Origin of the sequence: Streptomyces sp. NPDC044571 (assembly GCF_040647115.1) — a bacterium.
GTDB lineage: Bacteria > Actinomycetota > Actinomycetes > Streptomycetales > Streptomycetaceae > Streptomyces.
Genome location: NZ_JBEZBN010000045.1, coordinates 23,083 through 49,601 on the forward strand (window position 1 = coordinate 23,083; position 26,519 = coordinate 49,601).

The window sequence follows — 26,519 nt, forward strand, 5'->3', positions numbered from 1 at the left end:
GCCGTCCCATCTATCCCGCTCGGGCCCCGTCCCCGTGTCCCTTTTGCATCACTGTCTTTTCCTCGCTGCTTTCTTCAACGCCCGGTCCCATCTGCGGGTTCCCGACGTCAGCGGATACAGTCACCGTTGCGCCAACTATGGGGACAGGAGAGGGTCATTACCGGCAACCGGCAGACGAGCTGGGCGTTCGCCGACGCGTTTGTCGCCGAGGACGACGCTCTGCGGTGGGCCCGCGACCGGGCCAGGGAAGCGGGCCTGCGCTCCGTCTCCCCCGGCACCGGGGCCGCGCTGCGCCTGCTCGCCGCCACCGCCGACGCCAAGGCGGTCGCCGAAATCGGCACTGGCACCGGCGTCTCCGGCATCCACCTCCTGCACGGCATGCGCCCCGACGGCGTGCTGACCACCGTCGATCCCGAACCCGACCGGCAGGCCTTCGCCCGCCAGGCCTTCCGCGCGGCGGGCTTCGCCGGCAACCGGGCCCGCTTCATCCCCGGCCGCGCCCTCGACGTACTGCCCCGCCTCGCGGACGGCGGCTACGACCTCGTCTTCTGCGACGGGGACCCCACCGAGTCCCTCGACTACCTCGCCGAATCGTTGCGGCTGCTGCGCCCCGGCGGGCTGGTCTGCTTCGAAGGGGTCTTCTCCGACGGACGCACCGTCGACTCCTCGGCCCAGCAGGCGGAGGTCCTGCGCGTACGCGAGCTGCTGCGCAGCGTACGGGAGAGCCCGGCGCTGGAGGCGGCGCTGCTGCCGGTCGGCGACGGGCTGCTGTGCGCGGTCCGGCGCTGAGCCGAGGGCGCCGGACTCCAGGGGCCCGGAACACAACGCTGCCCCGACCGCGGTGAGCGGGTCGGGGCAGCGCAGGGAATACGGAGAATGCGGATGGTGACCGCAGTGCCGACGGCGTTAGCCGACAACCTTCTTCAGGGCGTCACCCAGGGCTTCCGCCTCGTCCGGGGTCAGCTCGACGACAAGCCGACCGCCGCCCTCGAGCGGTACGCGCATGACGATGCCCCGCCCCTCCTTGGTGACCTCGAGCGGGCCGTCGCCCGTCCGCGGCTTCATGGCCGCCATGCTCGTTCCCCTTCCTGAAACCAGCTCATCGTCAGCCGACGGCCCCATTCAGGCGCCTGGAACCCGGCATCGAACACATTGCTTCTTGGCCATTATCCCGCATGTCAGGACCCGATGACCAACATCGGCCGGGAACGCTTGGGCAACGCGCTCGGCCAAAACCACTCATTTCGGGGATGTGCCTGCGATACTTCGCCGCCGCACCCCGCGTCCGCCCCGCGCTCCGTTTGACGCACATCACATGCCCCGGCCCCGCGCGGTCCGCCATGCTGACCCTTGGACCGGCCGGTACCGGCCGGTAGCCAAGCCCGCGACGAAGGGGGACCCCCGCCATGGCCGACAGCGTGCTCTACGAAGTGACCGACGGACTCGCCACCATCACGATCAACCGTCCCGACGCCATGAACGCCATGAACACCGAGGCGAAGGTCGCGCTGCGCGACGCGGTCCAGGCCGCGGCCGCGGACCCGGCCGTACGGGCCGTTCTGCTCACGGCGGCCGGAAACCGCGCCTTCTGCGTCGGCCAGGACCTCAAGGAGCACGTCGAGAACCTGGCGGCGGACCGCGCGAACGGGTCCACGCTGACCATGAACACGGTCGCCGACCACTACAACCCCATCGTGCGGGCGCTCACCGAGATGCCGAAGCCGGTCGTGGCCGGGGTGAACGGGGTAGCGGCCGGGGCGGGCTTCGGCTTCGCGCTGGCGGCGGACTTCCGCGTCGTCGCCGACACCGCCTCCTTCAACACCTCGTTCGCGGGCGTGGCGCTGACCGCCGACTCGGGGGTCTCGTGGACCCTGCCCCGCCTGATCGGCGCCTCCCGCGCCTCCGACCTGCTGCTGTTCCCCCGCTCGGTGAAGGCGCAGGAGGCGTACGAGCTGGGCATCGTGAACCGGCTCGTCCCCTCGGACGCGCTGCATGCGGAGGCGGAGGCGGTGGCCCGCACCCTCGCGGCCGGCCCGACGGTCGCCTACGCCGCGCTGAAGGAGTCCCTCGCCTACGGGGCCTCCCGCTCCCTGCCGGAGGCCCTGGCCCACGAGGACACGCTCCAGGCCCGTGCGGGTGCCTCCGAGGACCACGCGATCGCCGTCGAGGCCTTCCTCTCGAAGCAGGCCCCGAAGTACCTGGGCCGCTGACCCCGGCGCCGCTGCCCCCGGCCCCCGCCGCTCAGGCGGGGGTACGGGCGGTGCAGGCGGCGAGGTGGTCGTTGACCAGGCCGCAGGCCTGCATCAGGGCGTAGGCCGTGGTCGGGCCGACGAACCGGATGCCGGCCTTCTTGAGGGCCTTGGACAGCGCCGTCGACTCGGGCGTGACGGCCGGGACCTCGGCGATCGACTGCGGTGCCGGGCGCCCCGGTTCGGGGGCGTGCGACCAGATCAGGGTGTCCAGTTCGCCCGGCTCCCACGCGGCGAGCACCTTCGCGTTGGCGAGCGTCGCCTCGATCTTGGCCCGGTTGCGGATGATCCCCTCGTCGGCGAGCAGCCGCTCCACGTCCGTCTCGTCGAAGCGGGCGACTGCCGCGATCTCGAAGTCCGCGAAGGCCTTGCGGAAACCCTCCCGCCGCCGAAGGATCGTCAGCCAGGACAGACCCGACTGGAAGGCCTCCAGGCAGAGCCGCTCGTACAGGGCGTCGTCCCCGCGCAGCGGACGGCCCCACTCCGTGTCGTGGTACGCGATGTAGTCCGCGGTGGCGAGCGCCCACGGGCAGCGCAGGCCCCCGTCCGGGCCGGCGAGGGCGGTCACCGGTCACCCCCGGCCTTGTGCAGGTCGACCTCGGACTCCCCGGCCTCCCTCGCGGGCGCAGCCGCAGCCGCATGCCCCGCCGCCGCACGCCCCGCCGGGGAAGGCGCCGCCGCTGCCGCCGTGAGCTCCGCGATCCGCGCCTCCCGCTCGGCGAGCTCGGCCGCGAGGCGCTCCAGCACCTCGTCCACTTCGGCCATGCGGTAGCCGCGCGGCGCCACCGGCAGCCGCAGGGCGTCGATGTCGGCCCGTACGACGGGACGGTTCTCCGGCAGCCCGTCGGCCACCCGGTCCGGCTCCGCCTCCGGCAGGACTGCCTCGGAACCACCGCCGACCACGGCGAGGGTGACCGCGGCGACGACCACGACCAGCGCGATCAGCAAGAACCAGAACACGATCAACTCTCCCTGAGAAGCTGCCGGGGACCTGGGGGACCCACTCCGGTCACCAGGTTAAGGTCGCAGGCGAGGCGCGAGGGCCGCCGGAGGAGGAAAGAACGGAATGCTGCGACTGGGCAGGCGCGAGTTCGACACCCACGAGCCGGTGATCATGGCCATCGTGAACCGGACGCCGGACTCCTTCTACGACCAGGGCGCGACGTTCCGCGACGAGCCCGCCCTGGAGCGGGTCGAGCAGGCCGTGGCCGAAGGCGCCGCGATCATCGACATCGGCGGGGTCAAGGCCGGCCCGGGCGAGCATGTCGACGCGGCCGAGGAGGCCCGGCGCACCGTGGGCTTCGTGGCCGAGGTGCGGCGCCGCCACCCCGACGTGGTGATCAGCGTGGACACCTGGCGGCACGAGGTCGGCGAGGCGGTCTGCGGGGCCGGGGCCGATCTCCTCAACGACGCGTGGGGCGGTGTGGATCCGAAGCTGGCGGAGGTGGCCGCCCGCCACGGAGCCGGGCTGGTCTGCACGCACGCCGGCGGGGTCGAGCCGCGCACCCGCCCGCACCGGACCGCGTACGAGGACGTGATGGCGGACATCCTGCGGGTCACCGTCGGGCTGGCCGAGCGGGCGGCGGCGCTGGGGGTCCCCCGGGACTCGATCATGATCGACCCGGGGCACGACTTCGGGAAGAACACCCGCCACTCCCTGGAGGCGACCCGCCGCCTGGCGGAGATGGCGGAGACGGGCTGGCCGGTGCTGGTGTCCCTGTCCAACAAGGACTTCGTGGGCGAGACCCTGGACCGGCCCGTGAAGGAACGCCTGCTGGGCACCCTGGCCACGACGGCCGTCTCCGCCTGGCTCGGCGCCCAGGTCTACCGGGTCCACGAGGTGGCCGAGACGAAGCAGGTCCTGGACATGGTGGCGTCCATCCAGGGCCACCGGCCCCCCGCAGTCGCCCGCCGGGGCCTGGCCTGACCCGCCGGGGGCTCTGCCGGGCCGCCCCGGCGGCCGGAGGCGGGCGCAGCCGCTCGGCGCCGGGGAGGCGCCCCGGCGCCGAACCGTGCGAGAGGGGCGTCAAGAGCTAGTCGCCGGCCTCCCGGGCCGCCTCCTCGGTGGCGGCCCGGGCGATGCGTTCGCCCGTGCCCTCGCCAACCTCCTTGCTGACCAGCGACACCGCCTCCTCCACGTCGTCCGTGACGTGGAAGAGCATCAGGTCGTACTCGGACGCCTTCCCCTGGGCGATCACCGTGTTCCTCAGCCAGTCGACCAGCCCGCCCCAGTACTCCGTGCCGAACAGCACGATCGGGAAGCGGGTGATCTTCCGGGTCTGGACCAGCGTCAGGGCCTCGAACAACTCGTCCAGCGTGCCGAGTCCGCCCGGCAGGACCACGAAGCCCTGGCTGTACTTCACGAACATCGTCTTGCGGACGAAGAAGTACCGGAAGTTCAGCCCGAGGTCCACGTGCGGGTTGAGCCCCTGCTCGAAGGGCAGCTCGATCCCGAGTCCGACCGAGATCCCGTTCGCCTCGCGGGCCCCCTTGTTGGCGGCTTCCATCGCGCCCGGGCCGCCGCCCGTGATCACCGCGAAGCCGGCCTCGACGAGAGCGCTGCCGATCCGCTCGCCGGCCTCGTACTCCGGCGTGCCCGCGGCGGTGCGGGCCGAGCCGAACACACTGATCGCCGGCGGCAGCTCCGCCAGCGTGCCGAAGCCCTCGATGAACTCCGACTGGATGCGCAGGACCCGCCAGGGATCGGTGTGCACCCACTCGGAGGGCCCGGCCGAGTCCAGCAGCCGCTGGTCCGTCGTACTGCCCGCCTGCACCTGGCCCCGCCTGCGCAGCACCGGCCCGAGCTGCTGCTCCTCGGGCCGGCGACGAGCGAACCCGTCGGAATTGCGGTGGTTGCCCATGATGTGCTCCCTCCTGCTGATCGTTGGATCAGGGTAGGCGCACGAAGGTGACCGGGAGCGGAATTCAGGAGGTCAGCCAGGCGCGGAGTCGTTCCTCGCAGTGCAGGATGGCCTTGGTCTCCACCCGCTCGTCCACCTTGTGCGCCAGCAGGGCGTCCCCCGGGCCGTAGTTGACCGCCGGAACGCCGAGTGCGCTGAAGCGGGAGACGTCGGTCCAGCCGAACTTGGGCATGGCCCGGCCGCCGACCGACTCCATGAAGGCCGCCGCCGCCGGGTGGGAGAGCCCGGGAAGCGCGCCGCCGGAGGAGTCGTCGACGACGAACTCGGCGACACCGCAGTCCGCGAAGACCTCCCGGACGTGCGCGATGGCCTCGGCCTCGGAGCGGTCGGGGGCGTAGCGGAAGTTCACGGTCACCGTGCACGCGTCGGGGATGACGTTGTTGGCGACGCCGCCCTCGATGCGGACCGCGTTGAGGCCCTCGTGGTACTCCAGGCCGTCGATGACGGGCTTGCGCGGCTCGTACTCCGCCAGCCTGGCCAGGATCGGGCTCGCCGCGTGGATGGCGTTGGAGCCCATCCAGCTGCGGGCGGAGTGGGCGCGCTCGCCGGCCGTGCGGAGCAGGACGCGCAGGGTGCCCTGGCAGCCGCCCTCGACCTCGCCGTTCGACGGCTCCAGCAGCACTGCGAAGTCGCCCGTGAGCCAGTCGGGGTGGGCGGCGGCGACCTTGCCGAGGCCGTTGAGGTCGGAGGCGACCTCCTCCTGGTCGTAGAAGACGAAGGTGAGGTCGCGGTTCGGCTCGGGTACGGTCGCGGCGATGCGCAGCTGTACGGCCACGCCGGACTTCATGTCGGTGGTGCCGCAGCCCCACAGGACGTCGTTCTCGTCGAGGCGGGACGGGACGTTGTCGGCGATCGGCACGGTGTCGAGGTGCCCGGCCAGGACGACGCGCTCGGCGCGGCCGAGGTGCGTACGGGCCACGACGTTGTTGCCGTAGCGGTCCACCGTGAGGTGCGGGAGGGCGCGCAGCGCCTGCTCCACCAGGTCGGCGAGGGCCTTCTCGTCGCCGCTCACGGACGGAATGTCGACGAGCCGGGCGGTCAGCTCGGCGGCGTCCAGGGTGAGGTCCAGCTCGGATTCGGACATGCCTCTGACCCTAACGCCCCGGGCTGCGACGAACCTCCCACGTCCGGACGGTGGACGCGTCACCTGGCTCAAGTACGGTGGGCGGCGTGTCCCAGAGCGATCTTCCCCGCCCCCGGCCCCGCCGCCGCCGGCCCCTGCGCACGGCGGCCGGCCTGCTCGTCCTGTGCGCGTTGATCGGCTACCTCGCCGTGCAGTACGACTCGACGGTCGGCGGAGGCGGAGCTCCGCACTGCACGGCGCGGGTGGGGCCCCGGGACTCGTACGACATGTCCCCGGAGCAGGCGGCGAACGCGGCGACGATAGCCGCCGTCGGGGTGGCCAGGGGGCTGCCGGACCGGGCCGTGACCATCGCGCTGGCGACGGCCATGCAGGAGTCGGCGCTGCGCAACCTCGACCACGGCGACCGGGATTCGCTCGGCCTGTTCCAGCAGCGGCCCTCGCAGGGCTGGGGCACCCCGCAGCAGATCATGGACCCGGTGTACTCGGCCGGGATCTTCTACGAGCGGCTGGTCGAGGTGAAGGGCTGGGCGCGGCTCCCGCTGACCGAGGCCGCGCAGCAGGTGCAGCTCAGCGGCTTTCCCCAGGCGTACGCGAAGCACGAGCCGGACGCGGCCGTGGTGACGGGCGCCCTCGCGGGCGACGGCGAACTGTCCTGCGGCGGCCCCGCGCCCACCGGGCCCGGCAATCCGGAGAAGGTGCGGGCGGAGCTGAACCGGATCTTCGGCAAGGACGGGCTGCACACGGCGCCGAAGGAGCCCGCCGCGACCGCGGTCACGGGCCGGGAGATCAAGGAGGCCGAGGTCACCCTGGTGGAGAAGCGGGACGGCGGCGAGTCGGCCGCCCGTGGCAGCCGGGCGATGGCCGGCTGGGCTGTGGCCAACGCGCGGGGGATGAACATCGCCCGGGTGTCGTACGCCTGGCGGGGGTGGATAGCCGGCGAGGCGAAGGGCCAGTGGCAGCAGAAGGGCGGCCGCGGCGCGAAGTCCGGCGACGGCGACCCGCACAACGCGGAGCCCGACGAGGTGCGGATCTTCGTGGCCCGCTGACCCGACCGGGCACCCGTACGAGGCGTCCCCCGTGCGGGGGCGGCCCGGCGAGCGGGCCGATCGGCTCCGGAAAGCACGGAACCCCAGGTGGGAGCCGGTCGGGGCGCCACCAATGGGCTTGTCGCGGAAGCGGATTAAACGATGCGTTACCGATCCTTTACCCGCGGGCTCCGCAACTCATCCCCGCCCCCGGGGGGTTGTACCGGCGTACTCAGCCGCTACCGCTTAGGAGCAACATGTCCCTCCCCCTGACCCGCCGGATCGCCCGTACCGCGCTGCTGCTCGCAGCCGGGGCCGCTCCCGTGGTCGGTGCGGCCGGCGCGGCCAGCGCCGCAGGCCTGGAGTCCGTGCCGCAGCTGGGCGCGCTCACCAGCCCGGACACCGCGCAGGCGACGGGTGCCGCGAGCGAGGCTGTCGGCACCGGTGAGGCCGCCGCCACGACGGCCACGGACACCGCCGCCAAGACCCTGCCGGGCGCCCCCGGCGAGGTCGCCGACACCGCGGGCTCCCTGCTCGGCGGACTGCCGGCGAAGGGGCTGCCGACCGACGCGGTGGCGACCGACACCGTGACCGGTGCCGTTCCCACCCAGGGGCTGCCGCTGCCCGGCGGCCTGCCGGTCCTCGGCGGCTGATCCGCCGCCCCGCACGACGGCCGAGGGGGCCGGGAGCACCTGCTCCCGGCCCCCTCGGGCTTCGTCCGTACCGCTCGCTCAGGACAGGCGCTTGACCGCCGCCTCGACGCGTTCGTCGGTCGCCGTGAAGGCGACCCGCACGAACCGGGCGCCCGCCTCTCCGTAGAAGTCGCCCGGCGCGACCAGGATGCCGAGGCCGGCGAGGTGGGCCACCGTGTCCCAGCAGGGCTCGTCCCGGGTGGCCCACAGGTAGAGGCTGGCCTCGCTGTGCTCGATCCGGAAGCCGTGGGCCTCCAGGGCCGCCCGCAGCGCCTCGCGCCGGGCGGCGTAGCGCCCGCGCTGCTCCTCGACGTGCACGTCGTCGCCTAGCGCCGCCACGGTGGCCGCCTGGACGGGGGCCGGGGTCATCATGCCGCCGTGCTTGCGGATCTCCAGCAGCTCGCCGAGCACCTCCGCGTCGCCCGCGATGAACGCGGCCCGGTAGCCGGCCAGGTTGGAGCGCTTGGAGAGGGAGTGGACGGCCACGATGCCCTCGTAGGAGCCGCCGCACACGTCGTCGTGGAGGACGGAGACCGGCTCGGCCTCCCAGCCCAGCTCCAGGTAGCACTCGTCGCTGAAGAGCAGGATGCCGTGCTCGCGCGCCCAGGCGACGATCCGGACCAGCTCTTCCTTCGGGATGACCTTCCCGGTGGGGTTGGACGGGGAGTTCAGCCACAGCAGCTTCACGCCGGCCGGGTCCAGCTCCGTCGGGTCGTCGTAGACGACGGCCTCGGCGCCGCACAGCCGCGCGCCGACCTCGTACGTGGGGTAGGCGAGCCGCGGGTAGGCGACCTTGTCGCCGGCGCCCAGACCCAGCTGGGTCGGCAGCCAGGCCACCAGTTCCTTCGAGCCGACGACCGGCAGGACGTTGCGGTGTCCGGCGGCGCTCGCACCGAGGCGGCCGTGCAGCCAGCCGGTGATCGCGTCGCGCAGGGCCGCCGTTCCCCACACCGTGGGGTAGCCCGGCGAGTCGGCTGCCGCGACCAGGGCCTCCTGGATCAGCTGCGGCACCGGGTCGACGGGCGTGCCGACGGACAGGTCGACGATGCCGTCGGGGTGGGCCGCCGCCGTCGCCTTGTACGGCTGCAGCTTGTCCCAGGGGAAGGCGGGAAGACGTGCGGATACGGCGGCCACGGTGCTCTCTGCTCTCATCTCGTGCGGGGACTGCGGAAACGGCTCGGTCCCGCGCGGCACAAGGCCGTACGGGACCGAGGCACACCATCCTCCCCCGGACTCGGTCCGGGGGGACGCCCAGGGGCGGTGACCGTCAGTGGCCCTCGCCCATGGGCGGCAGCGCGGCGATGAAGGGGTGATCGCGTTCGATCAGACCCAGCTTGGAAGCACCGCCGGGCGAACCGAGCTCGTCGAAGAACTCGACGTTCGCCTTGTAGTAGTCCTTCCACTCCTCCGGAGTGTCGTCCTCGTAGAAAATGGCCTCGACCGGGCAGACCGGCTCACACGCACCACAGTCGACGCATTCGTCCGGGTGGATGTACAAGGACCGCTGGCCCTCGTAGATGCAGTCGACGGGGCACTCTTCGATGCATGCCTTGTCCTTGACGTCGACACAAGGCTCCGCGATGACGTAGGTCACGCTCTCGTTCCTCCTCGGTAGGGCTTTCCATATCGCGCGGGAGCGCGGCGTCGTCGATGCCCACGCCTAGTATCTCCGTTCCCGGGCACGATCCGAACAGGAGGGGCGGACAGAGCTGTGGAAATCACTGCCGGTGGACTGTTGGAGATCCGTATTACCCGCGCTGACGTGGGTAAACGAGTATCCGTACGACGGGTGGAGAACGGGACGAGCGGGTCGTCGGCGTTCACCGACACGGTAGGGGTTCTCACATCGTGGGACCAGGGTGTGCTGACGATCACACGAAAGAACGGCGAGTCCGTCCGCATCCCGGAATCCTCCCTGGTGGCGGGCAAGGTCGTGCCGCCCGCACCGGCCCGGCGGCGCGGTCCCGCCGCCTCCTTCGAGGAGCTGGCGCGGGTGGGTGCGCGGGCCTGGCAGCCGCTGGAGAGCGAACCGCTGGGCGACTGGACCCTGCGGGCGTCGGCCGGGTTCACCCGCCGGGCCAACTCCGTGCTGCCCCTCGGCGACCCGGGCATACCGCTGGACGAAGCACTCGCGCGAGTGACGTCCTGGTACGCGGAACGAGATCTTCCGGCGTATGTACAGGCCGCCACGGGGGCGGCCGGCACCCAGGAGATGCTGTGTGCCGAGCTGGAGCGCCGGGGCTGGGTGAACGAGGTGTCGGCGGAGGTCCGGATCGCGGCCCTCGCCCCGGTCGCGGACGTGGAGGCGGACGTGGCGCAGGTCCGGCTGACCCGCGCCCCCGACGAGGACTGGCTGGCACGCTACGGCCGGGTCGAGGATCCGGCGGCGGCGCGGAAGGTGCTGGCGGCCGGGGAGTCCGTGTGGTTCGCGGCGGTGCCCGGGCGGGCGATCGGACGGCTGGTGGTGGACGGCCGGTGGGCCGGCTTCGCGGCGGTCGAAGTCGACCCCGCGCACCGGCGCGAGGGCCTGGCGACGGCGGTGATGGCAGCACTGGCGCGGCGGGCGCTGGAGGAGGGCGCCTCGGCGGCCTGGCTCCAGGTGGAGACGGACAACGCGGGGGCGCTGGCGCTGTACGAGCCGCTGGGCTTCGCCCTGCACCACGCGTACCACCACTACCGGGCGGCGCCGTGAGCTCGCCGTGGCGCGGGGAGTTCGCCCGGGAGGCCCGCTCGGAGCGGCCCGACCTGGCCCTGCTGTGCCTGCTGCTGGCCGCCGAGGCGGACCCGGACCTGGACGAACGGGCCATGGACCGGGCGCAGATCGAGCTGGACCGGCTGGCGGGGATGCTGCCGTACGGACTGCGCGGCGGGAAGGCCTGGGCCTCGGCGGTCGCGGAACTGCTGGGCGGACGGCTCGGTTTCCACGGCACCCCCGCGGACTACGACCGGCTCTCCTCCTCCCTCCTGCACGAGGTGCTGCGGCGGCGGCGCGGGCTGCCGATCCTGCTGTCGGTGGTGTGGATGGAGGTGGCGCGGCGGGCGGGAGCGCCGGTGTACGGGCTGGGGCTGCCGGGGCACTTCGTGGTGGGCTTCGGGGACCCGGAGGAGGGTGTCGTGGCGGACCCCTTCGCGGGTGGCGCGTCCCTCGGGGCGGGGCCGGCGGAGCTGGCGGCGGGGGCGCCGCGGGAGCCGGCCCGTACGTTGGACATCGTGCAGCGGATCCTGAACAACGTCCGGGCGTGGGCCGCGACCCGGCCCGAGCAGTCGGCCGTCGCGCTGTGGGCGGTGGACCTGTCCCTGCTGCTGCCGTCGCACGCGGCCTCGCTGCGCTACGAGCGGGCGCGGTTGCTGGTGGAGCGGGGGGAGTTCCTCGCGGGGGCGTCGGAGCTCGACGCGTACGCGGAGGTGGTGCAGGCGGTGGACGCCGATGCCGCGCTCCGCATCCACCGCGAGGCCGCCTCGGCCCGCGCCCTCCTGAACTGACCCGTCTAGAGCCAGCCCTTTTCGCGGGCCACGCGGGCGGCTTCCGTCCGGTTGCGGGAGGCCAGTTTCTGGATCGCGGTCGAGAGGTAGTTGCGGACCGTGCCCTGGGACAGGTGCAGGCGCGCCGCGAGTTCGGCGTTGGTCGCGCCGTCCTCCGCCGCCCGCAGGACCTCCCGCTCCCGGTCGGTCAGCGGGTTCGCGCCCTCCGCGAGGGCCGCCGCCGCGAGTGTGGGGTCGATGACCCGCTCGCCGGCGAGGACCTTGCGCACCGCCTCGGCGAGCTGGGCGGCCGGGGCGTCCTTGACCAGGAAGGCCGACGCGCCGGCCTCCATCGCCCCGCGCAGGTACCCGGGGCGCCCGAAGGTGGTCAGGATGACGATCCGCAGGCCGGGGAGCTCGGAGCGCAGGGCCGCCGCCGCCTCTATGCCCGTCATGCCGGGCATCTCGATGTCCAGCAGCGCGACGTTCACGTCGTGGGCGCGGGCCGCCGCCACCACCTCGTCGCCGCGGGCGACCTGGGCCAGGACCTCGATGTCCGGCTCCAGGCCGAGCAGGGCTGCGAGGGCCTCCCGGACCATGGACTGGTCCTCGGCCAGGAGGATCCGGATGGGGCGTGGGGTCATGATCCCGATCCTAGGGGTACGCGGGCGACCAGCCGGAAGCCCGTCTTGCCCGTCGGACCGGCGGACAGGGTGCCGCCGACCGCCTCCAGGCGTTCGGTCAGGCCGGTCAGGCCGTTGCCGTGGGCGGCGGACCCGCCGCCGCCGTCGTCCGACACCGTCAGCTCCACCAGCCGGCCCGCCAGGGTCTGCCGGGTCTCCAGCGTGACCGTGCACCGCTTGGCCCCGCTGTGGCGGACCACGTTGGTCACCGCCTCGCGCAGCGACCAGGCGAGGGCCGCCTCGGCCTCCTCCGGGAGGTCGTCCTCGGGCTCGGCCGGAAGGTCCGCCGCTACGCCCGCCGCCGTCAGGGCGGTGCGCGCACCGGCCAGTTCGCCGGGCAGGGTCGCCCTCCGGTAGCCGCTCACGGCCTCCCGTACGTCGACCAGCGCCTGGCGGCTGACCCGCTCGATGTCCGCCACCTGCTGGGCCGCCGCCTCCGGCCGCTCGGGCAGCATCCGTCCCGCCAGCTCGCTCTTCAGCGTGATCAGGGACAGCGAGTGGCCCAGCAGGTCGTGCAGGTCCCGGGCCATGCGCAGGCGTTCCTCGTTCGCCGCGAGCTGCGCCACCGTGGCGCGCGCCTCACGCAGTTCGATGGTGGTCCGGATCATCGCCCGGATGCCGACCATCGCGAACCCGCCCATCAGGGCGGGGACCACCAGCCCGGCCAGGTAGGCGTCCCAGCCGGGCAGCGCCGGGGCCACCACCATCATCAGCGCGGTCGCGCCCGGCACCGTCCAGCGGGAGTACTCCCCCGGCAGCGCGGCCCCGGAGGAGATGGACACGTAGACGAAGAGCACCAGCCACTCGCGGCCCAGGGTCAGCGACAGCACGGTGGCCTGCGCGGCGAGCACCGCCACGGAGACCAGGACCTTCGGCACCGCCATCTGCCGGACCGTGCGGAAGACCAGCACCAGGTACCAGGAGGTGAAGGCCACCAGGCCCAGTCCTCCGAGGACCCGGGCCCCGGTGCTGTGTCCCCCGCTGACCAGGTCGGTGACGGGGGCGCTGAGGTAGAAGAGCCAGATGGCGATCCAGAGGCTCTTCACCACCTTGTGCGTGGTGGTCTCCGGTGCCTGTCCGATGCGGCTCAAGCCTGGGGGTTCCTGCGTCAGTGCCACGGGTTCAAGCCTTCAGTGAGTCCTTGCGGTACAGCCAGGCGGCGGCACCGGTGAACACTGCGAAGTAGACCGCGAGCACGGCCACGTCCTTCAGGTGGGGCGCGCCACCCAGTTCGATGGCCTGGCCGAGGCCCGCGTACGCCCGGGTCGGCAGCCACTCGCAGATGTTCCGGAGCCACTGCGGGAAGTTGGCGGTGGGCATCCACAGGCCGCCGAGGATCGACAGGCCGAAGTACACCAGCATCGTGAGGGGGCGGACGGTGTCGCCGTTCGCCATGTAGCCGATGGCCACGCCGAGCGCGGCGAAGACGAGACTGCCGGCCCAGATGGAGCCCGTCAGGGCGAGCCACTGCCAGGCCTCGAACCGTACGCCCTTGATGCCTGCGGCGACTGCGAAAACGACGAGGATCGCGGGCAGGGACAGCACCCCGGCGCTCGCCGTCTTCGCGAGGACGTAGCCGCGGCCGGGCAGGGCAGTCAGCCGCAGCTGGCGGACCCAGCCCTTCTCGCGCTCCTTGGCGATGCGCTCGCTGTTGCCCACCAGGACGGCGGTCAGGGCGCCGAAGGAGGCCATGGCGACCATGTAGAAGGCGGGCATGGTCAGTTGGGTTCCCATGACCTTCGTCGTGCCGTCCAGGGTGCCGCCGAGCATCAGGAAGAGGGCGGCCGGGTAGAGGACGGTGAAGAACAGGTACTTCTTGTTGCGCAGGGCGCGGCGGATCTCAAGCGCGACGAGCTTGGTCATTCCGGTGGTCAGCATGGTTATTCGGCCTCCTCGGCCTCGGTGAGGGCGATGAAGGCCTGCTCCAGGCCCAGTCCGGCGACTTCCAGGTTGCGGGGGTAGAGGCCGAGGGCGTAGACGGCGTGGACCGTCGCGTCGGCGTCGCTGGACTGGAGGCGCACGGTGTCGCCGTGGCGTGCGTAGCCGGTCAGGTACGGGAGGGCGCGCAGCGCCGTCTCGTCGACGCCTTCGCCGGTGAGGTCGAAGGCGATCCGGCGGGCGCCGGCCTTGGCCTTGATCTCGGCGGCGGTGCCGTCGGCGAGCAGCCGGCCCTTGTTGAGGACGAGGACGCGGTCGGCGATCGCGTCGGCCTCCTCCAGGTAGTGGGTGGCGAACAGGACCGTGCGGCCCTGGGCCGCCTGTTCCCGCATGGTGGCCCAGAAGGCCTGGCGGGAGGTCACGTCCATGCCGGTCGTGGGCTCGTCGAGGACGATGAGGTCGTTGTGGCCGGCGGTGGCGAGGGCGAAGCGGACCCGCTGCTCCTGGCCGCCGGAGAGCTTGTTGACGAGCCGGCCCGCGATCTCGGCGATGCCGGCGCGGCTGAGCACCTCCTCCACGGGGTACGGGCGGGGGTGCAGGGCGCAGCCGAGGGTGACGACCTCGCGTACGGTCACGTCCTCCATCAGGCCGCCGCTCTGCAGCATCGCGCCGACCCGGCCGGCCGCGATGGCCTCGCGCGGGGTGGCGCCGAAGAGCCGGACGGTGCCGGAGTCGGCGGGGCGCAGGCCGAGCAGCAGGTCGAGGGTGGAGGATTTGCCGGCGCCGTTCGGGCCGAGCAGTGCGACGGTCTCGCCCGGGTGGAGCTCCAGGGAGAGGCCGTCGACCGCGCGGACCGCACCGTAGCTCTTGGTCACGTCGTGGAAGCTCACCACGGGGCCGGCACCGGGTGCGGTGGCTCGGGCGGCGGTGGTGTGCGCCGGGGTCGTCGTCGTCATGAGGGAAGAATCCCCCGTACGGGGGTGCGCGCGGCAGTGTCTGCGGTCGTGACCAGCGGATGACGGATGTCATGCCGCAGATGTGACGTTACGGCGAAGCCCCGCCTCCCGGGGGGCGGGGCTTCGTCCGCGGGGTGCTGCGCCGTGGCCGTGCGTCAGCTCGCGTTGGTGTCGATGGTGGCGGTCCGCTCGGCCGGGGTCTTGCCGCGCAGTGCCTTGCCGAGGGCCCCGGCCACGTCCTGCGGGGTGACCGCGGTCTTCTCGCCGGTGCCGCGCATGACCAGGACGCCGTCGAAGGTGTTGCCGTAGGTCGCCTTGAGCGCCTCCAGGTCGTACTTCTCGACCAGGTGGCCGTCCACGACCTGCATGCTGAGGATCTTGGGCAGGGACTTGGCGCCGAAGGCGAGGGACTTGTTGCCCGCCTTGACGGTGGCGATGCCGGACATCGCGGGCTCGGCGAACTCCTTCATCGCCCGGTCCAGTTCGGCCTGGTTGACCGCCGGCTCCTTGGTGGTCGTGGGGAGTTCGACGGGGTCCGCCTTCCCGGTGGCGACCATGGTGCGGAAGGCCTTGGTGACCAGGTCGGCCGAGGCGTCCGCGTCGAGGGTCGTGCCGGCCTTGCCGGGGACGGCGACGGGCTTGCCGGTGTCGAACTTGATGGTGCCCTCGGTGGCGGTGCCCGCGGTCCCCGCCAGTTCCTGGAGGGCGACCTGGAGCTTCTCCTCGTCGACCGGCATCACGGGCTCGGCGACGCGCTCCTGGCCCAGGAGCGAGCCGATCACCGTGACGGGGTTGTAGTCGCTGCCCGCGGCGTTGCGGACGGTGGTCTGGCTGTCCAGGCTCAGGCCGGCCTTCTCCGGCTTGAGCTCGACCTGCTTGCCGGCGACGGTCAGCTGGAGCGGGGCGGCGGCGCGGTTGCCGAAGGCCGTCTGGAGCTTGGCGACGGCCTCGTCGCGGCTGCCGCTGATGTCGACGCCGAGGACGGTGGTGCCCTTGGGGACGTCGGAGTGGTTCAGGAGCAGCCCGGCGCCGTACGCGACGCCGACGAGGGCGATGAGACCGCCGCCGATCACGACCAGGCGGGAGCGGCCCCGCTTGATCTTGGTCGGCTTAACGGAGGAGGCCGGCTTCGGGGCGGGGCGGGCGGCGCCGGCCGCGCCCGGACCCGGTGCGGGAACCGGGGTCGGCAGTGGGTCGTCGAGCCCGGGGCCGGGCCAGCGGGGTGCCGCGTCGGCGTGGGGGGCGCCCACGGGGACGCTGCCGAGGGCGGGGCCGCCGGTGGGGCCCGCCGGTCCGGCGGGGCCTGCGGGGCCCGCGGGGCCGCCGCCGTACGCGGGGAACGCCTCGGTGGAGGGGCCGCCGTCGGAGTAGGGCGGCTCGGGCCGGGAGCCGGCGGGACCGCCGGGGCGGTAGCCGCCGCCGAGCGGGGCCGGGGGCGGGAAGCCGCCGGCGGGCGTGTCGAAGCCCGGCCCCGCGGGCGCACCCGTACGCGGTCCGGCGGCGCCGGGGGCACCGGGGCCTGCGGGAGAGCCGGGGCCTGCGGGGGCGCCGGGAACGCCCGGGGCGAAGCCCGCGCCGGGGGCGCCCGGGCGCGGACCGGCCGGGCCCGGCGGCGGGGCCGGGGTGCGGGTGGGCAGCGGCGCCGCCGGGGCGGACGGGGTGCGCGTCGGCAGCGCGGGCGCGGGGCCCGCCGCGGGCGCGGACGGGGTACGGGTGGGCAGCGCGGGCGCAGGACCGGGCGCCGGCGCGGAGCCGGGAGCCGGTGCCGGACCGGCTGCGGGCGTCCCGCCGGCCGGCTTGCGGGGGGCGAACCAGTTGCTGGCCGCCGCCTCCTCCGGCTCGGCCGGTGCGGGCTCCGCCGCGGCCGGCGCGGTCTCGGGCTCGGCCTCCGGCTCGGCGGCGGCCGCCATCGGCTTGCGTACGACCACCGGCGGGATCGGCCGCGAACCCGGGATGTTGATCCGGATCCGGGTCGTCAGGGTGGTCTCGGTCTTCGGTCCGTCGGTGTCGGGCGTGGACGGGTTCGAGGTCACAGAGTTCTCCTCCGAGGCAGTCGCCGCGGCCCGCCGGGGAACCACAGCCGTGGACGGGTTCTGGCCGGCTCCATACGGCGGCGTACCCGAGGGGTAGGCGGCTCCACCGCGCCCCTGGGGCCCGGAGGACGAACTGTCGGTTTCACGACTCAAGGCAGGTTCTCCCGGTTGGCTCCGCCGCCCGTCATACCGTGCGCGGGCAGCTCGGCGGCCCGACCACCATACTGGCCGCCGCCCGCACGCAACTGACCTAGGGGAATCCGAGGTTCCTCTTGGGCCCCTCCGCGCACCCTCCGGAGGCCGTCCGCGCCCGCGCCCAACCGCCGGGAACACACACCCCGACCGAGTTCAACGGCACGTCACTTACCGGCCCGCGCGGCCGGAACCGGCCGGTCGAACGGACTCCGCAGCGTGGCACAGATCACAGCCAGCACAGCACCGCCCAAAAGGTAGGCGTACACACCGATTCCGGACGAACCGAGCAGGAAGTCCCCCTCGGGGCGCGGCACGCTGAGCACCACGTACGCGAGGAACCAGCCGAGGGCTCCCGCGCCCACGCCGAGCCCGGTTCCGACGGCGATCCGCCCTCCGAGGAACAGCCCGAACAAGGCCAGCAGGGCGAGCAGCAGCCCGCCCGGGGACCACAGGTCCACGACGAGCCAGCCGGCCCCGCCGGTCAGCAGCCCCGCGGCCAACAGCCCGAGCAGGACGGCGATCCGGCCCGGGGACAGGGTTCCGGTCACGCCTGCACCCCCGCGAAGAGGTCCTGCTCGCGCTCCCCGGCGGGGGCACCGGCCCGGCCGGCGACCAGCTGGTAGTACTCGCGGGCGAACAGCGGCTGCGCAAGGTCGTTGGAGAGGGCGAAGAAGGGCCCGTCCACGGCGATCTGCGTGGCATGGGCCCGCATGGCGGCCGCCTTGGCCGCGACGAACGACTCGTCGGCGGCGATCTCCGCGGTGATCAGCTCGTCGTCGACGACGCCGGGCACGTCCTCGGGCGAAGCCAGCCCCGGGAAGGGCGCCTTGTCCCCGGCGGCCGCCCGCAGGCGGGCGAAGCCCTCCTCGACCACGGAGCGCGGGACGCGGTTCCAGTAGGTCTTCTCGATGGCGTGCGCCTCGCCGAGGTCGCGGCGGTACGCGGGCTCGGCGGCGAGCTCCGCGGCGCGCATGGCGACGCGGTGGGCCTGGATGTGGTCGGGGTGCCCGTACCCGCCGTCGGGGTCGTAGGTGACCAGGACCTGAGGGCGCAGCTCGCGGATCACCTCGACGAGGTGCGCGGCGGCCTCGTCCACGTCGGCGGACCAGAAGGAGCCGGGGCGGCGGTTCTGCTCGGCCCCCATCATCCCGGAGTCCCGGAAGCGGCCGGGGCCGCCGAGGAACCGGTGGTCGGTGACGCCCAGTTCCGCCATGGCGGCGGCGAGCTCGCCGACGCGGTGGGCGCCGAGGGCGTCGTCCCGGTCGGCCGCCAGGTGGGCCAGCTCCGGCGGGATGACCTCGCCCTCCTCGCCGAGGGTGCAGGTCACCAGGGTGACGTGCGCACCCTCGGCCGCGTACTTGGCCATGGTGACGCCGTTGTTGATCGACTCGTCGTCCGGGTGCGCGTGCACCAGGAGCAGCCGACGGGCGGGAAGACCGTTCATGGAGCCAAGACTACGAGGCCCCGCCTACAACTTGAGGCCACTGATCACGCTCGCCACATTCGTGGTGAGCTGGCTCAGGGTCGGGGCGATGGTCGAACTCGCCAGGTAGAAACCGAGGAGCACACAGACAACGGCGTGTCCCGCCTTCAGGCCCGACCTGCGGACCAGCAGGAAGACGACGATCGCCAGCAGCACCACAGCCGAGATCGAGAGTGCCACGGCGTTTCACCTCCACGTCGAGCGGACATCGGTACGCGTACTCGTACTCAGTGCTCGGCGGAGTCATACCCACCGTGCGCTACGGATCATAACTATCCGTACCAGCGCATCGATCGAATTCCGGCAGCACGAGGGGCGCACGCCGCGCATGCGCAGGGTCACGGGGGAGGCCGGCCGGGGAGTCTGTACGCCTCCCCGGCCGGCTGTCGGCACCCGCACGGCCGCACGGCTTCAGGCTGCCCGCCGCAGATCTCGGGGCAGAAACGGTCAAGTTGCCTGCACGTAAACCGTGTTGCCGCCGACGGCGGACTGACGGATCGCGCCACGCGGCGTATTCACGCGGGTGGCGAGAAATGAGCGGTACCCGCTACTCGTCCGTCAGGTGTGTCGGCGCGGCGGGCGGCGGCGCGGGCGGCGGCGCGAGTTCCCCCGCGGGCGGCACCACCTGTTTCTCCGCGGCGAAGTGGCACGCCGAGGGGTGGGCGGCCGGACCGGAGGGGAAGGCCTCCGGGACCGCGAGGAGCGGGACCTCCTCGGCGCAGCGGCGCTGGGCCTTCCAGCAGCGGGTGCGGAAGGGGCAGCCCGAGGGCGGGTTGGCCGGTGAGGGGACGTCCCCGCTGAGGATGATCCGCTCGCGGTGGGCGCGGGCCTCCGGATCGGGCACCGGGACGGCGGAGAGCAGCGCCTGGGTGTAGGGGTGGGTGGGGTGGTCGTAGATCTGGGTGTCGGTGCCGATCTCCACCACCCGGCCGAGGTACATGACGCCGACCCGGTCCGAGATGTGCCGGACGATCGACAGGTCGTGCGCGATGAAGACGTAGGACAGGTTGAACTCGTCCTGGAGCTTCTCCATCAGGTTGATGACCTGCGCCTGCACCGACACGTCGAGCGCGGAGACCGGCTCGTCGCAGATGATGATCTCCGGGTTGAGCGCGAGGCCGCGGGCGATGCCGATGCGCTGGCGCTGGCCGCCGGAGAACTGGTGCGGATAGCGGTTGATGTACTCGGGGTTGAGGCCGACCACGTCCAGGAGCTCCTGGACCTTGCGGCGCCGATCACCCTTCGGAGCCACCTCGGGGTGGATCTCGTACGGCTCCCCGATGATGTCGCCGACCGTCATGCGCGGGTTCAGCGAGGTGTACGGGTCCTGGAACACCATCTGGATGTTGCGGCGCACGGCCTTGAGGGCCCTGCCGGACAGTCGCGTGATGTCCTCGCCCTTGTACGAGATCGCCCCGGCGGTCGGGCGTTCCAGATTGACCAGCATCCTGGCGACGGTGGACTTGCCGCAGCCCGATTCGCCGACGATGCCCAGGGTCTCCCCCTGGGCGAGGCCGAAGGAGACGCCGTCGACGGCCTTGACCGCGCCGACCTGCTTCTTGAACAGGATGCCCCGGGTCAGCGGGTAGTGCTTGACCAGGCCGCGGACCTCCAGGATGGTCTCAGCCACGGAGGCACTCCTTCCAGAAGTGGCAGGCGCTCGACCGGGGCACCGCGGACTCGGTCACCTCGTACAGCGGCGGCACGTCGGTGCGGCAGACCGGCTGGGCCATCGGGCAGCGCGGGTTGAAGGCGCAGCCGGGCGGGATGGCGAGGAGGTTCGGGGGCAGGCCCTTGATGGCGTACAGCTCCTGGCCCTTCTGGTCCAGACGCGGGATGGAGTCCAGCAGGCCCCGCGTGTACGGGTGGGCAGGGGCCTTGTAGATCTCGTGGACGGGGGCGGACTCGACGATCCGGCCGGCGTACATGACGGCGATCTGGTCGGCCACGTCGGCGACGACGCCGAGGTCGTGGGTGATCAGGATGAGCCCCATGTTGAGCTCGCGCTGGAGCTCGGCGAGCAGGTCCATCACCTGGGCCTGGACGGTGACGTCCAGGGCGGTCGTCGGCTCGTCCGCGATGATCAGGGAGGGTTCCAGGGCCATCGCCATCGCGATCATGATGCGCTGGCGCATTCCTCCGGAGAACTGGTGCGGGTAGTCCCCCACCCGCTGCCGGGCCGCCGGGATCTTCACGCGGTCCATCAGCTCGACGGCCTTGGCCCGGGCGTCCTTGCGGGACATGCCGCGGTGGACTTCGTACATCTCCCCCAGTTGGGCGCCCACGCTCAGGACGGGGTTCAGCGAGGACAGGGCGTCCTGGAAGATCATCGCCATCTCGGCGCCGCGGACCTTGCGCCGCTCTTCCTCCTTCATGGTGAGCAGGTTCCTGCCCTTGAACAGGATCTCGCCGCCCGCGATCCGGCCGGGCGGCATGTCGAGGATCCCCATCACGGCCTGCGCGGTCACCGATTTGCCCGAGCCGGACTCGCCGAGCACGGCGAGGGTCTGGCCCTCGTCCACCGAGTAGTTCACTCCGTTGACGGCCTTGGCGACACCGTCGCGCGTCCTGAATTCCACGTGCAGGTCGCGCACTTCGAGCAGCATGGCGGCAGGGCTCCTCAGCGCAGTTTGGGGTCGAGGGCGTCGCGGACGGCGTCGCCGAGCATGATGAACGCCAGCACGGTCAGGCTCAGCGCGCCCGCCGGGTAGAGCAGCATGTGCGGGGCGTTGCGGATCTGGGAGGCCGCGTTGGAGATGTCGATGCCCCAGGAGACGGTGGGCGGGCGCAGGCCCACGCCGAGGAAGGAGAGGGTGGCCTCCAGCGCGATGTAGGTGCCGAGCGCGATGGTGGCGACGACGATGACCGGGGCGACGGCGTTGGGGGCGACGTGCCGCAGCAGCATCCGGGCGTTGCCTGCGCCGAGGGCGCGGGCGGCCTGTACGTAGTCGTTCTGTTTGGCGGTGATCACGGAGCCGCGGGCGATGCGGGCGATCTGCGGCCAGCCGAGGAGCACGATGAAGCCGACGACGGGCCAGACGGTGCTGCTGGTGACGACGGACAGGAAGACCAGCCCGCCGAGGACGACGGGGATGCCGAAGAAGATGTCCGCGACCCGGGAGAGCAGGGCGTCGCCCCAGCCGCCGAAGAAGCCCGCGAGTCCGCCCAGTGCGGAGCCGAGGAGGGCGGCGCCGAGGGTGGCGCAGACGCCGACGGTGATGGAGGCGCGGGCGCCGTAGACGGTACGGGTGTAGACGTCGCAGCCCTGGGTGTCGTAGCCGAAGGGGTGGCCGGGGGCGGAGCCCTGCTGGGACTTGGACAGGTCGCACTTCAGCGGGTCGCCGCCGGCGATGAGCTGGGGCCAGATCGCGATGGCTACGAGGAAGAGGATCAGCAGCGCCGAGACGACGAAGACGGGGTTGCGGGCCAGTTGGTGCCAGGCGTCGCTCCAGAGGGAGCGGGCCTTCTCGGCGGGTCCGGGGCCCCCGGCCGGTGTGAGGTTCTTCTCCAGGCTCTCGGCCTCTTCCAGTGCGAGGTCCATGCTTCCCCCCTGCCCCGTCGGGGCGATGGCCTCCCGGTCCCCGGGCTGGAGCGGGTCGTACGGCTCAGGCATAGCGGATCCTCGGGTCCAGGACCGCGTACAGCAGGTCGACGAGCAGGTTCGCCAGCAGGAAGACGATGACGAGGATGGTCACGAAGCCGACGACCGTGGGCGAGTTGTTGCGCAGGATGCCCTGGTAGAGCTGGTAGCCGACCCCGTGGATGTTGAAGATCCGCTCGGTGACGATGGCGCCGCCCATCAGGGCGCCGATGTCGGTGCCGATGAACGTGACGACGGGGATGAGCGAGTTGCGCAGCAGGTGGCGGGTGATGACCCGGCGGCGCGGCAGCCCCTTGGCGATGGCGGTGCGGACGTAGTCGGCCCGGACGTTCTCGGCGATGGAGGTGCGCGAGAGCCGGGTGACGTACGCGAGGGAGACGAGCGCGAGCACCACGCCGGGCAGGATCAGCTCGTCGAAGGGGGCGCTCGGCGAGACGGTGGGCCGGACCCAGCCCCATTTGACCCCGAGGACGAACTGCAGCAGGTAGCCGGTCACGAAGGTCGGCACGGAGATGACGACCAGGGTGAGCACGAGCAGGGTGGTGTCGATGGCCTTGCCGCGGCGCAGGCCGCTGACCACGCCGAGGGTGATGCCGACGATGATCTCGATGATGATCGCGACGATGGTCAGGCGCAGGGTGACGGGGAAGGCCGTGGACATCAGCTCGGTGACCTTCTGGCCGTTGAAGGCCGTGCCGAAGTCGCCCTGGAAGATCTGCCCCATGTAGTGGAGGTACTGCTTCCACAGCGGCTGGTCGAGGTAGAGGTCCTTGCGGATGCGTGCGGCGGTGGCGGGGTCGGGGGCCTTGTCGCCGAAGAGGGCGGCGACGGGGTCGCCGAGCGCGTACACCATGAAGAAGATCAGGAACGTGCTGCCGATGAACACCGGGATCATCTGGAGCAGCCGCCGGATCACGTAACGTCCCATGGACTGCTCCAGGTCCGATCCGTAGGAGGGTCAGCTGACCTTGATCTCGTTGTAGACCGGGACGCTGAACTGGTTGAGCGCCACGTCGGAGAGCCGCTCGGCGTAGCCTGCACTGCCGTTCTGGTACCAGAGCGGGATGGCCGGCATCTGGGCCACGAGGATCTTCTCGGCGTCCTGGAACTTGGTGATCGCCTTGGCCGCGTCACCCTCCTGGTTGGCCTCGTCGACGAGCTTGTCGAAGTCCGGGTTGCTGAACTTCCCGTAGTTGGAGGAGGCGCCGGTGTAGTAGAGCGGCTGCAGGAAGTTCTGGATGAGCGGGTAGTCGGCCTGCCAGCCGGAGCGGAAGGGCCCGGTCAGCTTGTACGAGCTCTGCTGGTTGCGGAAGTCCGCGAAGGTGCCGACCGGGTTGACCGTGCAGACGGGTCCCTCGCCGATGGCGTTGTTGATGCTGTTGCAGACGGCGTCCATCCAGTCGCGGTGCGAGCCGGTGTCGACGTTCGAGGTCAGCGTGACCTTGCCGCCGGGCAGTCCGCCGCCCTCCTCGATCAGCTTCTTGGCCGCCGCGGGATCGTACGTACAGGCGTCGCCGCACAGGGCGGCGCTGAAGCCGCCCTTCTCGCCGAGCGCCGGCGAGGTCCAGTCCTTGGCGGGGGTTCGGGTCTCGCGGAAGATCTGCTTGGTGATCTCGTCGCGGTTGATGGCCATGGAGATGCCGCGGCGGACCTTCTCCATGCCCTGCTTGTTCCACTGCGGGTCGTAGAGGGGGAAGGTGAGGGTCTGGATGATGAGCGCGGGCTGGTTGATGTACCGGTCGCCGAGGTCGTTCTTGACGTTCTTGAGCTGCTGCGCCGGGACGTCGTCGACGAGGTCGAGGTTGCCGGAGATCAGGTCGGTGTAGGCGGTGTTGTTGTCGGTGTAGACCTTGAGGTCCACACCGGCGTTCTGGGCCTTGTCCGCGCCGGGGTAGCCGTCCCACTTGCGCAGCTTCATGCCGGTGCCCTTGGTGTACGAGTCCACCGTGTACGGGCCGTTGCCCACGGGCTTGGCGAGCCAGCCCGCGTGGTCGGTGAAGAAGGCCTTGGGCAGCGGGGAGAAGGCCTGGTAGCCGAGGGTCTCGGGCCAGGTGGAGAACTTCGCCTTCAGGGCGACCGTGAAGGTCTTGGCGTCCTTGACGACCAGCCCCGACATGGTCTTGGCCTTGGGTTCGCCGGAGGCGGGGTGCACGTCCGCGTAGCCGACGATGTCGGCGAAGAACGGGGAGTTGTTCTGCTTGTTGCGGACGTCCGCCCCGTAGTTCCAGGCGTCCACGAAGGACTGGGCGGTGACCGGCTCGCCGTTGCTGAAGGTCCAGCCGTCCTTCAGGGTGATCGTGAAGTTCTGGCTGTCGGTCGTGTCGATCTTCTCGGCGAGCATGTTGTCGGCCGCGCCGGTCTTGGGGTCGTACCGCTTGAGGCCCCGGAAGAGCATGTCGAGGACCTTGCCGCCCTGCACCTCGTTCGTGTTGGCGGGCTCCAGAGGGTTTTGGGGGTCACCCCAGGAGGAACTGACGATGCCCGCGCCGCCGCCCCCGCCGCTGTCGCTTCCGCCGCCGCAGGCCGTCGCCACGAGGGCGACGGCCACCGCACCTGCGGCCCACTTGGCATGGGTGGCTCCGCGCATGGAGTGCCTCCTATGGCTCCCAAGACTCACTTAGGGGCCAATGTCACCCCATGAGTGAGCCGGTGCACTCCTGGTTGGACCGATTGCACCCTCGCGTCCCGCCCCTGTCACCCCTGCGAGTGCAACGGCAGCTCCCAGGTGTCGACCGCATAGTGCAGACCCATGCCGTGCGCCTCGTACAGCGCGAGGGCGCGGCTCTCGTTGAGGGTGTCCACGCCGAGCCCCACGGTGTCCCGGCCGCGGGCGGCGTAGGCGGCGAAGCCGTGGCGCAGCAGGAACCCGCCGATGCCCCGGCCGCGCAGGCCTCCCCGTACGCCGATGTGGCTCAGCCAGCCCATGCTGGTGCGGTCGTCGCGGGTGAGCAGCACGGCCACGTCGCCCTGCTCGGGCAGGCTCGCGATCCACACCAGCGACCAGTCGAGGGCGCGGGCGTCCAGGTGGTCGAGCCACTGCTCGTACGGTCGCTCCACATGGCCGAAGTGGGCGGCGAAGGTCTCCTCCACCAGGGCGTGGGCCCGGCGGCGGTCGGCCTCGTCGGCGGCGCAGTCGCGGAGCACGAGTCCGGGCGGCGGGGTGGGCGGGCGGTCGGCGGCCGGACTGAGGGAGCGGGTCATCACCTGGTAGCGGCGCACGGTGCGGTAGCCGCGGCCGGTGAGCAGGGAGAGGTCGAGGGTGGGCTTCACGTTGAGCTGGAGCCGCAGGACGGCCGGCCCGGCTCCGGCGGCCATCTCGCGGGCCCGGGCCTCCATCCGCTCCAGCAGGGTGAGGGCGGACCGGCGGTGCCCGGGCAGTACGTAGTGGTCGCAGTCGACCCGGCCCGGCCCGGAGTCCGCCCAGACCAGGGCGTAGCCGACGAGCCGGCCGTCTGCGAAGGCCAGCCAGGAGTCGGTGGCGAGGTCGACGCCGGGATGGTTGAGGTCGGCTTCGACGGTGCCCAGATCCGTCTCGGGCCTGCCGATCTCGATCAGGTCGACGGCGTTGAGCAGGGCGCAGATGTCGGGGGCGTCCCCGGGCCCGGCGGGCCGGACGATGAACGGCATGTGCCCCACTGTCGGGCCGCCACCGCCCGGACCGCAACGCAATTCCGCGATCGGGCCGGCCGCTGCTCGCGCCGCCGGCGGGTGCCGACCCTTACCGCGGGTTTCCGTACCGGTGTCCGCGGCCGAAATACGGCTGGTCCCCGGTGCTTTGGGGCACCGGGGACCAGACCGTTCGGACGAGCAGCGGGATCAGACGGCCAGGATGGCCTTCTCCTCCGCGAAGTGGCAGGCCGACTCGTGCGCGGCCAGGGTGTTCAGACCCTTGAAGCGCTCCGGGACCGCCAGCAGCGGCTCCTCGGTGGCGCACTTGTCGACGGCCTTCCAGCAGCGGGTGCGGAAGCGGCAGCCCGACGGCGGGTTGGCCGGCGACGGGACGTCACCGGTGAGGATGATCCGCTCGCGGCCCTCGCGGGCGTCCGGGTCCGGGACCGGGACGGCGGAGAGCAGCGCCTGGGTGTACGGGTGGGTGGGGTGGTCGTAGATCTGGGCGTCGGTGCCGATCTCGGCCATCTTGCCCAGGTACATGACGCCCACGCGGTCCGAGATGTGCCGGACGATCGACAGGTCGTGCGCGATGAAGACGTAGGACAGGTTGAACTCGTCCTGGAGCTTCTCCATCAGGTTGATGAC

29 protein-coding genes are annotated in these 26,519 nt (G+C 72.2%); 7 read left to right on the forward strand and 22 right to left on the reverse strand.

What is annotated here, in order from left to right:
* Positions 1-126: 126 nt before the first annotated feature.
* On the forward strand, positions 127-789 hold the full coding sequence (locus AB0B01_RS22805; protein WP_361721988.1) for a class I SAM-dependent methyltransferase: 663 nt from the start codon (positions 127-129) through the stop codon (positions 787-789).
* Between the two features lie 117 nt (positions 790-906).
* Here the strand turns inward: AB0B01_RS22805 and AB0B01_RS22810 are convergent, their stop codons facing one another.
* On the reverse strand, positions 907-1,074 hold the full coding sequence (locus tag AB0B01_RS22810; protein ID WP_009997451.1) for a DUF3117 domain-containing protein: 168 nt from the start codon (positions 1,072-1,074) through the stop codon (positions 907-909).
* 332 nt (positions 1,075-1,406) lie between these two features.
* Between AB0B01_RS22810 and AB0B01_RS22815 the strand changes: the two genes are divergently transcribed.
* On the forward strand, positions 1,407-2,210 hold the full coding sequence (locus AB0B01_RS22815) for an enoyl-CoA hydratase-related protein (RefSeq protein ID WP_361721991.1): 804 nt from the start codon (positions 1,407-1,409) through the stop codon (positions 2,208-2,210).
* A gap of 31 nt (positions 2,211-2,241) precedes the next feature.
* On the opposite strand, the gene AB0B01_RS22820 is transcribed toward AB0B01_RS22815, so the two are convergent.
* Both AB0B01_RS22820 and AB0B01_RS22825 read right to left on the reverse strand, forming a co-directional pair.
* On the reverse strand, positions 2,242-2,817 hold the full coding sequence (locus AB0B01_RS22820; RefSeq protein ID WP_361721994.1) for a DNA-3-methyladenine glycosylase I: 576 nt from the start codon (positions 2,815-2,817) through the stop codon (positions 2,242-2,244).
* Positions 2,814-3,215, reverse strand: coding sequence for a DivIVA domain-containing protein (locus AB0B01_RS22825; protein ID WP_361721997.1), 402 nt, complete (start codon positions 3,213-3,215; stop codon positions 2,814-2,816). The genes AB0B01_RS22820 and AB0B01_RS22825 overlap by 4 nt, the downstream gene beginning before the upstream one ends.
* Before the next feature lie 100 nt (positions 3,216-3,315).
* On the opposite strand from AB0B01_RS22825, the gene folP reads away from it, so the two are divergent.
* On the forward strand, positions 3,316-4,176 hold the full coding sequence (folP, locus tag AB0B01_RS22830) for a dihydropteroate synthase (RefSeq protein WP_361721999.1): 861 nt from the start codon (positions 3,316-3,318) through the stop codon (positions 4,174-4,176).
* Positions 4,177-4,282: 106 nt separating this feature from the next.
* On the opposite strand, the gene AB0B01_RS22835 is transcribed toward folP, so the two are convergent.
* Positions 4,283-5,110 (reverse strand): TIGR00730 family Rossman fold protein, encoded by an 828-nt coding sequence (locus AB0B01_RS22835; RefSeq protein WP_361722002.1) that lies wholly within the window; start codon positions 5,108-5,110, stop codon positions 4,283-4,285.
* A gap of 64 nt (positions 5,111-5,174) precedes the next feature.
* A complete protein-coding gene (gene dapE, locus AB0B01_RS22840) occupies positions 5,175-6,254 on the reverse strand; it encodes a succinyl-diaminopimelate desuccinylase (RefSeq protein ID WP_361722005.1) in 1,080 nt (359 codons plus the stop codon).
* An 86-nt stretch (positions 6,255-6,340) separates the two neighbouring features.
* Between dapE and AB0B01_RS22845 the strand changes: the two genes are divergently transcribed.
* Positions 6,341-7,300, forward strand: coding sequence for a hypothetical protein (locus AB0B01_RS22845; RefSeq protein WP_361722008.1), 960 nt, complete (start codon positions 6,341-6,343; stop codon positions 7,298-7,300).
* A gap of 236 nt (positions 7,301-7,536) precedes the next feature.
* The gene (locus tag AB0B01_RS22850; RefSeq protein WP_361722011.1) at positions 7,537-7,932 is read left to right on the forward strand and encodes an ATP-binding protein; all 396 of its coding nucleotides are present in this window, start codon (positions 7,537-7,539) and stop codon (positions 7,930-7,932) included.
* 78 nt (positions 7,933-8,010) lie between these two features.
* On the opposite strand, the gene dapC is transcribed toward AB0B01_RS22850, so the two are convergent.
* Together dapC and fdxA are read right to left on the reverse strand one after the other, a co-directional pair.
* Positions 8,011-9,105 (reverse strand): succinyldiaminopimelate transaminase, encoded by a 1,095-nt coding sequence (gene dapC, locus AB0B01_RS22855; protein WP_361722014.1) that lies wholly within the window; start codon positions 9,103-9,105, stop codon positions 8,011-8,013.
* 133 nt (positions 9,106-9,238) lie between these two features.
* A complete protein-coding gene (gene fdxA / locus AB0B01_RS22860) occupies positions 9,239-9,565 on the reverse strand; it encodes a ferredoxin (RefSeq protein ID WP_030291119.1) in 327 nt (108 codons plus the stop codon).
* Positions 9,566-9,682: 117 nt separating this feature from the next.
* Between fdxA and AB0B01_RS22865 the strand changes: the two genes are divergently transcribed.
* Together AB0B01_RS22865 and AB0B01_RS22870 are read left to right on the forward strand one after the other, a co-directional pair.
* On the forward strand, positions 9,683-10,663 hold the full coding sequence (locus AB0B01_RS22865; protein ID WP_361722018.1) for a GNAT family N-acetyltransferase: 981 nt from the start codon (positions 9,683-9,685) through the stop codon (positions 10,661-10,663).
* The gene (locus AB0B01_RS22870; protein WP_361722021.1) at positions 10,660-11,454 is read left to right on the forward strand and encodes a transglutaminase-like domain-containing protein; all 795 of its coding nucleotides are present in this window, start codon (positions 10,660-10,662) and stop codon (positions 11,452-11,454) included. The genes AB0B01_RS22865 and AB0B01_RS22870 overlap by 4 nt, the downstream gene beginning before the upstream one ends.
* Before the next feature lie 5 nt (positions 11,455-11,459).
* Here the strand turns inward: AB0B01_RS22870 and AB0B01_RS22875 are convergent, their stop codons facing one another.
* The 15 genes from AB0B01_RS22875 to AB0B01_RS22945 form a co-directional block, all read right to left on the reverse strand.
* Positions 11,460-12,077 carry a response regulator transcription factor gene (locus AB0B01_RS22875; protein WP_361722024.1) on the reverse strand — a complete coding sequence of 206 codons (618 nt, stop codon included), beginning with the start codon at positions 12,075-12,077 and terminating at the stop codon, positions 11,460-11,462.
* Positions 12,074-13,207, reverse strand: coding sequence for a sensor histidine kinase (locus AB0B01_RS22880; RefSeq protein ID WP_361722027.1), 1,134 nt, complete (start codon positions 13,205-13,207; stop codon positions 12,074-12,076). Before AB0B01_RS22880 ends, AB0B01_RS22875 begins: the two co-directional genes overlap by 4 nt.
* Positions 13,208-13,238: 31 nt before the next feature.
* Entirely contained in the window at positions 13,239-13,979 is a 741-nt protein-coding gene (locus AB0B01_RS22885) for an ABC transporter permease (RefSeq protein WP_361722075.1), read from the reverse strand.
* Between the two features lie 17 nt (positions 13,980-13,996).
* A complete protein-coding gene (locus AB0B01_RS22890) occupies positions 13,997-14,950 on the reverse strand; it encodes an ABC transporter ATP-binding protein (protein ID WP_361722030.1) in 954 nt (317 codons plus the stop codon).
* Positions 14,951-15,105: 155 nt separating this feature from the next.
* Positions 15,106-16,983 (reverse strand): hypothetical protein, encoded by a 1,878-nt coding sequence (locus tag AB0B01_RS22895; RefSeq protein WP_361722033.1) that lies wholly within the window; start codon positions 16,981-16,983, stop codon positions 15,106-15,108.
* 359 nt (positions 16,984-17,342) lie between these two features.
* Positions 17,343-17,726 (reverse strand): DUF6113 family protein, encoded by a 384-nt coding sequence (locus AB0B01_RS22900; RefSeq protein ID WP_361722036.1) that lies wholly within the window; start codon positions 17,724-17,726, stop codon positions 17,343-17,345.
* Complete coding sequence (gene mshB / locus AB0B01_RS22905; protein ID WP_361722038.1) at positions 17,723-18,622, reverse strand: N-acetyl-1-D-myo-inositol-2-amino-2-deoxy-alpha-D-glucopyranoside deacetylase; 900 nt, start codon at positions 18,620-18,622, stop codon at positions 17,723-17,725. The genes AB0B01_RS22900 and mshB overlap by 4 nt, the downstream gene beginning before the upstream one ends.
* 24 nt (positions 18,623-18,646) lie before the next feature.
* Positions 18,647-18,841, reverse strand: a complete 195-nt coding sequence (locus AB0B01_RS22910; protein WP_361722041.1) for a hypothetical protein — start codon at positions 18,839-18,841, stop codon at positions 18,647-18,649.
* A 367-nt stretch (positions 18,842-19,208) separates the two neighbouring features.
* Entirely contained in the window at positions 19,209-20,291 is a 1,083-nt protein-coding gene (locus AB0B01_RS22915; protein ID WP_361722043.1) for a dipeptide ABC transporter ATP-binding protein, read from the reverse strand.
* Positions 20,284-21,267, reverse strand: coding sequence for an ABC transporter ATP-binding protein (locus AB0B01_RS22920; RefSeq protein ID WP_361722046.1), 984 nt, complete (start codon positions 21,265-21,267; stop codon positions 20,284-20,286). Before AB0B01_RS22920 ends, AB0B01_RS22915 begins: the two co-directional genes overlap by 8 nt.
* A gap of 14 nt (positions 21,268-21,281) precedes the next feature.
* Entirely contained in the window at positions 21,282-22,274 is a 993-nt protein-coding gene (locus AB0B01_RS22925; protein WP_361722049.1) for an ABC transporter permease, read from the reverse strand.
* Positions 22,267-23,190: an ABC transporter permease gene (locus tag AB0B01_RS22930; protein WP_361722052.1), complete on the reverse strand. Its 924-nt coding sequence runs from the start codon at positions 23,188-23,190 to the stop codon at positions 22,267-22,269. The genes AB0B01_RS22925 and AB0B01_RS22930 overlap by 8 nt, the downstream gene beginning before the upstream one ends.
* A 30-nt stretch (positions 23,191-23,220) precedes the next feature.
* Positions 23,221-24,849: an ABC transporter substrate-binding protein gene (locus tag AB0B01_RS22935; protein ID WP_361722055.1), complete on the reverse strand. Its 1,629-nt coding sequence runs from the start codon at positions 24,847-24,849 to the stop codon at positions 23,221-23,223.
* A gap of 107 nt (positions 24,850-24,956) precedes the next feature.
* Positions 24,957-25,889, reverse strand: coding sequence for a GNAT family N-acetyltransferase (locus tag AB0B01_RS22940; protein ID WP_361722058.1), 933 nt, complete (start codon positions 25,887-25,889; stop codon positions 24,957-24,959).
* A gap of 189 nt (positions 25,890-26,078) precedes the next feature.
* Positions 26,079-26,519: ABC transporter ATP-binding protein (locus AB0B01_RS22945; RefSeq protein ID WP_361722060.1), on the reverse strand; the 441-nt coding region annotated here is incomplete at its 5' end.

Excerpts from the sequence above, each read along its gene's own strand:
- AB0B01_RS22815 (WP_361721991.1), top strand. The coding sequence starts at position 1,407 with ATGGCCGACAGCGTGCTCTACGAAGTGACCGACGGACTCGCCACCATC.
- AB0B01_RS22890 (WP_361722030.1), bottom strand. The coding sequence starts at position 14,950 with ATGACGACGACGACCCCGGCGCACACCACCGCCGCCCGAGCCACCGCA.
- AB0B01_RS22885 (WP_361722075.1), bottom strand. The coding sequence starts at position 13,979 with ATGACCAAGCTCGTCGCGCTTGAGATCCGCCGCGCCCTGCGCAACAAG.
- AB0B01_RS22940 (WP_361722058.1), bottom strand. The coding sequence starts at position 25,889 with ATGCCGTTCATCGTCCGGCCCGCCGGGCCCGGGGACGCCCCCGACATC.
- AB0B01_RS22920 (WP_361722046.1), bottom strand. The coding sequence starts at position 21,267 with ATGCTGCTCGAAGTGCGCGACCTGCACGTGGAATTCAGGACGCGCGAC.
- AB0B01_RS22930 (WP_361722052.1), bottom strand. The coding sequence starts at position 23,190 with ATGGGACGTTACGTGATCCGGCGGCTGCTCCAGATGATCCCGGTGTTC.
- dapE (WP_361722005.1), bottom strand. The coding sequence starts at position 6,254 with ATGTCCGAATCCGAGCTGGACCTCACCCTGGACGCCGCCGAGCTGACC.
- AB0B01_RS22810 (WP_009997451.1), bottom strand. The coding sequence starts at position 1,074 with ATGGCGGCCATGAAGCCGCGGACGGGCGACGGCCCGCTCGAGGTCACC.
- folP (WP_361721999.1), top strand. The coding sequence starts at position 3,316 with ATGCTGCGACTGGGCAGGCGCGAGTTCGACACCCACGAGCCGGTGATC.
- AB0B01_RS22850 (WP_361722011.1), top strand. The coding sequence starts at position 7,537 with ATGTCCCTCCCCCTGACCCGCCGGATCGCCCGTACCGCGCTGCTGCTC.
- AB0B01_RS22935 (WP_361722055.1), bottom strand. The coding sequence starts at position 24,849 with ATGCGCGGAGCCACCCATGCCAAGTGGGCCGCAGGTGCGGTGGCCGTC.
- AB0B01_RS22925 (WP_361722049.1), bottom strand. The coding sequence starts at position 22,274 with ATGCCTGAGCCGTACGACCCGCTCCAGCCCGGGGACCGGGAGGCCATC.
- AB0B01_RS22835 (WP_361722002.1), bottom strand. The coding sequence starts at position 5,110 with ATGGGCAACCACCGCAATTCCGACGGGTTCGCTCGTCGCCGGCCCGAG.
- AB0B01_RS22875 (WP_361722024.1), bottom strand. The coding sequence starts at position 12,077 with ATGACCCCACGCCCCATCCGGATCCTCCTGGCCGAGGACCAGTCCATG.
- mshB (WP_361722038.1), bottom strand. The coding sequence starts at position 18,622 with ATGAACGGTCTTCCCGCCCGTCGGCTGCTCCTGGTGCACGCGCACCCG.